This window comes from Gemmatimonas sp. (genome assembly GCF_044345575.1).
Taxonomy (GTDB): domain Bacteria; phylum Gemmatimonadota; class Gemmatimonadetes; order Gemmatimonadales; family Gemmatimonadaceae; genus Gemmatimonas.
In genome coordinates, this window is sequence record NZ_JBIJAW010000264.1 from 1 (window position 1) to 4,678 (window position 4,678).

8 protein-coding genes and 1 pseudogene are annotated in these 4,678 nt (G+C 65.8%); 7 read left to right on the top strand and 2 right to left on the bottom strand.

Annotation, left to right across the window (positions count from 1 at the left end):
• The 6 genes and pseudogenes from ACIQ6O_RS13135 to ACIQ6O_RS13160 form a co-directional block, all read left to right on the top strand.
• Positions 1 to 192: pseudogene (locus ACIQ6O_RS13135) on the top strand (hypothetical protein); the annotation flags it as partial.
• Between the two features lie 274 nt (positions 193 to 466).
• Entirely contained in the window at positions 467 to 724 is a 258-nt protein-coding gene (locus tag ACIQ6O_RS13140; protein ID WP_396208243.1) for a type II toxin-antitoxin system Phd/YefM family antitoxin, read from the top strand.
• The gene (locus ACIQ6O_RS13145; RefSeq protein WP_396208244.1) at positions 712 to 1,038 is read left to right on the top strand and encodes a type II toxin-antitoxin system RelE/ParE family toxin; all 327 of its coding nucleotides are present in this window, start codon (positions 712 to 714) and stop codon (positions 1,036 to 1,038) included. The genes ACIQ6O_RS13140 and ACIQ6O_RS13145 overlap by 13 nt, the downstream gene beginning before the upstream one ends.
• Positions 1,039 to 1,099: 61 nt before the next feature.
• Positions 1,100 to 1,393 carry a VF530 family DNA-binding protein gene (locus ACIQ6O_RS13150; RefSeq protein WP_396208245.1) on the top strand — a complete coding sequence of 98 codons (294 nt, stop codon included), beginning with the start codon at positions 1,100 to 1,102 and terminating at the stop codon, positions 1,391 to 1,393.
• A gap of 10 nt (positions 1,394 to 1,403) precedes the next feature.
• Complete coding sequence (gene asd, locus ACIQ6O_RS13155) at positions 1,404 to 2,255, top strand: archaetidylserine decarboxylase (protein WP_396208246.1); 852 nt, start codon at positions 1,404 to 1,406, stop codon at positions 2,253 to 2,255.
• On the top strand, positions 2,252 to 2,902 hold the full coding sequence (locus tag ACIQ6O_RS13160) for a DNA-3-methyladenine glycosylase family protein (protein ID WP_396208247.1): 651 nt from the start codon (positions 2,252 to 2,254) through the stop codon (positions 2,900 to 2,902). Before asd ends, ACIQ6O_RS13160 begins: the two co-directional genes overlap by 4 nt.
• A 164-nt stretch (positions 2,903 to 3,066) precedes the next feature.
• Here the strand turns inward: ACIQ6O_RS13160 and ACIQ6O_RS13165 are convergent, their stop codons facing one another.
• Positions 3,067 to 3,579: a DUF2231 domain-containing protein gene (locus tag ACIQ6O_RS13165; protein ID WP_396208248.1), complete on the bottom strand. Its 513-nt coding sequence runs from the start codon at positions 3,577 to 3,579 to the stop codon at positions 3,067 to 3,069.
• A gap of 216 nt (positions 3,580 to 3,795) precedes the next feature.
• Here ACIQ6O_RS13165 and ACIQ6O_RS13170 point away from each other — a divergent pair, with 216 nt between their 5' ends.
• Positions 3,796 to 4,251, top strand: a complete 456-nt coding sequence (locus ACIQ6O_RS13170; protein ID WP_396208250.1) for an NUDIX hydrolase — start codon at positions 3,796 to 3,798, stop codon at positions 4,249 to 4,251.
• On the opposite strand, the gene ACIQ6O_RS13175 is transcribed toward ACIQ6O_RS13170, so the two are convergent.
• Positions 4,244 to 4,678: serine hydrolase domain-containing protein (locus tag ACIQ6O_RS13175; protein ID WP_396208249.1), on the bottom strand; the 435-nt coding region annotated here is incomplete at its 5' end. The two genes, ACIQ6O_RS13170 and ACIQ6O_RS13175, sit on opposite strands and share 8 nt — an antisense overlap.

Here is a 4,678-nt window from a genome sequence, read left to right on the forward strand (position 1 = left end):
AGCGGCAGCGTCTCGCTCGACTTGGCGAATGCCCTGCGCGTATGGGCGCTCGCCCAGGAGTCACTTGGCCAGTTGCCAGAGGCTGAGCGATCATGGCGAGAGGCGCGGTCGTTGTACGATGCCGTCGGTGTTCTCGCTGGCGTGCAGGAGTGCGACGAGCACATCGCTCGCTGTCCAGACATATTGAAATGATCGCTGGGCCGCGCGGCGAGTACCCCCCTGTAATCGATTCGAAAAGTGGAAGGGGGATCGCGAATGACAGCACAGCATTCGAGCGCCGCAGCCGAGCGTAACTTCTGTAGCGCGCTGTAGCCCGGCGAGACGTAACCCGTCGCTCAAGCTGACCCGCTACGGCAATCCGTCTACGCTCGAACGTTAGGATCACTTGTTCGGGGGCGCGACCGTTCCTCACGTGCACGTCACCGAGGCAGCTTGTGCATGGTCAAGTGCTACTTTAGTATCACTTATGCGCACGGAACTGGTGACCACGCTCAAGCGTCAGGCGACGGAACTGCTGGCGGAGCTCGAACGGGACAAAGAGCCCATTCTCATCACGCAGCACGGTCTGCCGAGCGCGTATCTGGTCGATGTGGAATCTTACCGTCGACAGCAGGAGCGGATGGCGATTCTCGAGGGAATCGCCCGTGGTGAGATGGCCGTTGCGGATGACCGACTCGTTTCGCACGAAGAAGCGAAAGAGCGGCTGGCCAGGTGGCTGAAGTAGTCTGGACGGAACCCGCACTCGCAGATCTCGACGCGATTGCGGACTACATCGCCATTGAGAATCGCCAAGCGGCTGTAGCACTCGTACGGCGGGTCTTCGCGCATGTCGATCAGCTCGCCCTGCATCCGGAAAGCGGAAGCCGGCCAAACGAGCTGTCGCGAAGCACGCGTTACCGACAGATCGTTGAGCCGCCGTGTCGGATCTTCTATCGCGTACACGATGAGCGAGTCCTCATTCTTCATATCATGCGCTCAGAGCGGAAGCTGCGCGCATCCCGACTGTCGAGCATAGGTCGGCCCGGCAGGCCAAAGTAGGCACGGATGCGGGCCGAATAGCGTGAATGCTCACGTCTTCGGTCACCCGATACATTCCAGCATGTCCGAGCCGCCGCAGAAACCACGCACGTCCGACCCCATGCATGGGGTCACTCTCAAAGCCATGGTGGAGCACCTGGTCGATCGCTACGGCTGGGACGGCCTCGGCGAGCGCATCACGATCCGCTGCTTCACGCACGACCCGAGCGTGAACTCGAGCCTCAAGTTCCTGCGCAAAACGCTGTGGGCGCGCGACAAGGTGGAATCACTCTTCCGCCACTCGGTCGCCCATCCGCGCAAGACGCCGCGGGCGACGGTCGATCAGGACACGACTGCCCCAGACACCGCCGACTAGATTCCGCCCCATGCTCGGCCGTCTGCTCATTCTGCTCCTCGCCGTCCTCCCCAAGCACGCGCTCAGTCGCGGGGCGGGGTGGCTCGCCACGCGCACCATCCCCATCGGGTGGCGCAGCGCGGTCTATCGCGGCTACAGCCGTCTCTTCGGCGCCAAGCCCGAAGAGGCGGAGCTACCGCTCGAGCAGTACCCCAGCATCAATGCGTTCTTCACGCGGGCGCTCAAGCCGGGGCTGCGGCCGCTCGCGCCCAACGCCATCGTGAGTCCCGTGGACGCCGCCGTGGGCGCGTACGGCGTTGTGCAGGCTGACACCCTCGTGCAGGCGAAGGGGCGCACCTATTCTCTCGCCGCACTGCTGGGAGACGCGGAGCTCGCGCGCGATTTCGAGGGTGGCACGTACACCACGCTGTACCTCTCGCCCAAGGACTATCATCGCATCCACGTCCCGCTGAGCGGGCGCGTCACGGCCGCCGCGTACATCCCCGGGGAACTGTGGCCGGTGAACGCGGCGGCGGTCACCCACGTGGCCGATCTCTTCGCCGTGAACGAGCGCATCGTCGTCATGATGGACGGAGAACAGGGTGGCCGCATGGCCATCGTGCCGGTGGGCGCCACCATGGTGGGGATGACACGTCTCGTGTTCGATGACCTGCACACCAACGCGCGTCGCCGCGAGGTGCAGCGCCGAAGCTATTCGCCGCCCATCTCACTCACCGCCGGTGACCAGCTCGGTCACTTCGAGTTCGGTAGCACCGTGGTGCTGGTGTGCTCGCGCGACGCGGGCGTGATCGAACCGCTCACGCTCGGCGCATCGGTGACGATGGGGCAGCGCATCGGCGCGCTGCCGGCACAGGCGGGATGAGCGCGCCGCGCCGTCTCGATGCAGCGGCGCTGCAGGAGGCGGTGCAGGCATTATGCGCGCACGATGCGGCGCTGGCCGCGCTCGTCGCACGCGACGGTACACCACCGCTGTGGCCGCGTCCGGAAGGCTTCGTGACGCTCGCCCGCATCATTCTTGAACAGCAGGTATCGCTCGAATCGGCGGCGTCGCTCTTTAGGCGCCTCGACGCCAGCATCGAAGGTGGTGTTCACCCCTCTAGCATCGTCGCACTCGGCGCCGACGGACTGCGCGCCCTTGGGGTGACACGTCAGAAGGCGGCGTATTGGGTCGCGCTGGCCGAGCAGGTGGTGGAAGCGCGCCTCGATCTCGCCGCGCTCGCATCATTCCCCGATGACGACGTGCTCGCCCACCTGCAGCGAGTACCTGGCATCGGCCCGTGGACGGCGAACGTCTATCTCCTCTTCGCCCTCGGTCGCCCCGATGCGTGGCCCCCCGGCGACCTCGCGCTACACATGGCACTGCGCGACGTGCGCGGACTCGATCGTGTGCCCACCAGCAATGAAGCGCAGCATCTCGCGAGCCGGTGGGCACCGCATCGTGCCACCGCCGCACGCATTCTGTGGCAAGCGTATTTGCGGGAGAGGGGGCGGAGGACGGAGTTGGCGTGAGCACCGATGTGGCGAGCACCCACCCATAACCCTTCACACACGACCCTCAACCCTGAACGGGCGTGCCGTCAGTCGCTCGAACCGATGGGCCGGTGAGGGGGCTGACAGCACGCCCGTTCAGGGTGAAGGGTCATGCGTTGAGGGTCGTGGGTGGGTGTTAGGCCTTACTTGTCATCCTCATCCTCTCCCGCCGTCGACGCGCCTTCTGTGGCCCCCACCGCGCCAGTGCTGTACGCCGCCCCCGCGTTGTACTGATACACCAACTGCCCTCCGCTGTGGCCCACATTCCACCCGGCCGCCAGCACGGCGAGTGTCCCCACGGTGCCGACCACCCGCATCGTCTTGCCGAGCGAGTTGCTCATGAGCCCGCCGGCCGCCAGCACCAGCACGCCGCCCGTGACCACGAGGAACAGCTCGGCGGCCTCCTCGTGCTTCTCGAAGGCGGCTTCGGGCACCACCTTCTCGACCCGATCCTCCTGCTGTTCGCCGGTCTTTTCCGCGGCGAAACCGCTCACCAGCAGCAGCGCCAGCATCCCCACCGGCAGCGCCCAGGCCACGTGCGGCTTCAACAGGCGCCGACCCAGCCAGAGGCCCAGCACCGCGAAAATCGGCACCAGAACGGTGAGCGCTATGGGCATGTGCACGATGAGGGCATGAAGCGGCAGATTGTTCAGCATGATCGACTCGTGGGGCGCGTTGACCGGTGGGCGGGGATCGCCGCACCCTTCGAGAGACAACATCGGGTCCCGCAGGCACAGGCAACATCCGGGAACGGAGGACAGCAGACCCGTGCGCTACCCGACAACGGTTCCCGCACGCGATATTCGCGCATGGTCCATCACGACACCACCACATTTTCGGATAATGTGACCGCCGTGCTCTCGCAATCCATCATGACCACATCCCGCCTGCCCCGCATCGGCGTGGGCGTCATCGTGCAGCGCGGGGACCGCGTGCTGTTGGGCAAGCGCCGCAGCACGTCGCACGGCGACGGCGTGTGGCAGTTCCCCGGCGGGCATCTCGAATGGGGCGAATCGGTGCTCGCGTGCGCGCAGCGCGAAGTGCTGGAGGAAACCGGGCTCGCCGTGCGCATCATCGGGCAGGGGCCGTATACCAACGACGTCTTTGCGGCGGCTGAGCCGGCGGCCGAGAAGCACTACGTCACGCTGTTCGTGCTCGCCGAGAGCGAGGCGGGCGAGCCGCAACGGCTCGAGCCCGACAAGTGCGACGCGTGGGCCTGGTTCGCGTGGGATGCGCTGCCGTCGCCGCTGTTCCTGCCCATTGTGCATCTGCTCGAGGGCGGCTGGACGCCGCCGCCCCCGAGTACGCAATCCAATGGCGCTACTTGAGCGCGTCGTACACCAGCGTTTCGAACAGCGCCCCCAGTCGCGCGCCGGTGCCGTACACGTTGGTGTAGCAGAGTGCGATGAGCTTCTCTTGGGGATCCACCCAGTAGAACGTCTGGAAGGCACCACTCCACCAGAATGAGCCGAGTGACTTCGGCGAACGGAAGTCGTTCTGCTCTGTCTCCACGGCGAAGCCGAGCCCGTAATTGGGCTGCAGCTGACCGATCTGGTTGGTGAGCATCATCTGCACCGTCTTGCGCGACAACAGGCGCACGCCGTCGAGCTCACCACCGTTGAGCACCATCTGCAGGAACCGCGCGTAGTCGTGCACGGTACCGGACAGCCCCGAGCCACCGGCGAAGTAGGTGACGGGCTTCGTGGACCAGTTGGGATCGAGTGCCGCCTCGCCCGCCTTCGGCACCGCCATCGC

Coding starts and splice junctions, on each gene's coding strand:
- ACIQ6O_RS13140 (WP_396208243.1), top strand. CDS start 467: ATGCGCACGGAACTGGTGACCACGCTCAAGCGTCAGGCGACGGAACTG.
- ACIQ6O_RS13150 (WP_396208245.1), top strand. CDS start 1,100: ATGTCCGAGCCGCCGCAGAAACCACGCACGTCCGACCCCATGCATGGG.
- asd (WP_396208246.1), top strand. CDS start 1,404: ATGCTCGGCCGTCTGCTCATTCTGCTCCTCGCCGTCCTCCCCAAGCAC.
- ACIQ6O_RS13160 (WP_396208247.1), top strand. CDS start 2,252: ATGAGCGCGCCGCGCCGTCTCGATGCAGCGGCGCTGCAGGAGGCGGTG.
- ACIQ6O_RS13165 (WP_396208248.1), bottom strand. CDS start 3,579: ATGCTGAACAATCTGCCGCTTCATGCCCTCATCGTGCACATGCCCATA.
- ACIQ6O_RS13170 (WP_396208250.1), top strand. CDS start 3,796: ATGACCACATCCCGCCTGCCCCGCATCGGCGTGGGCGTCATCGTGCAG.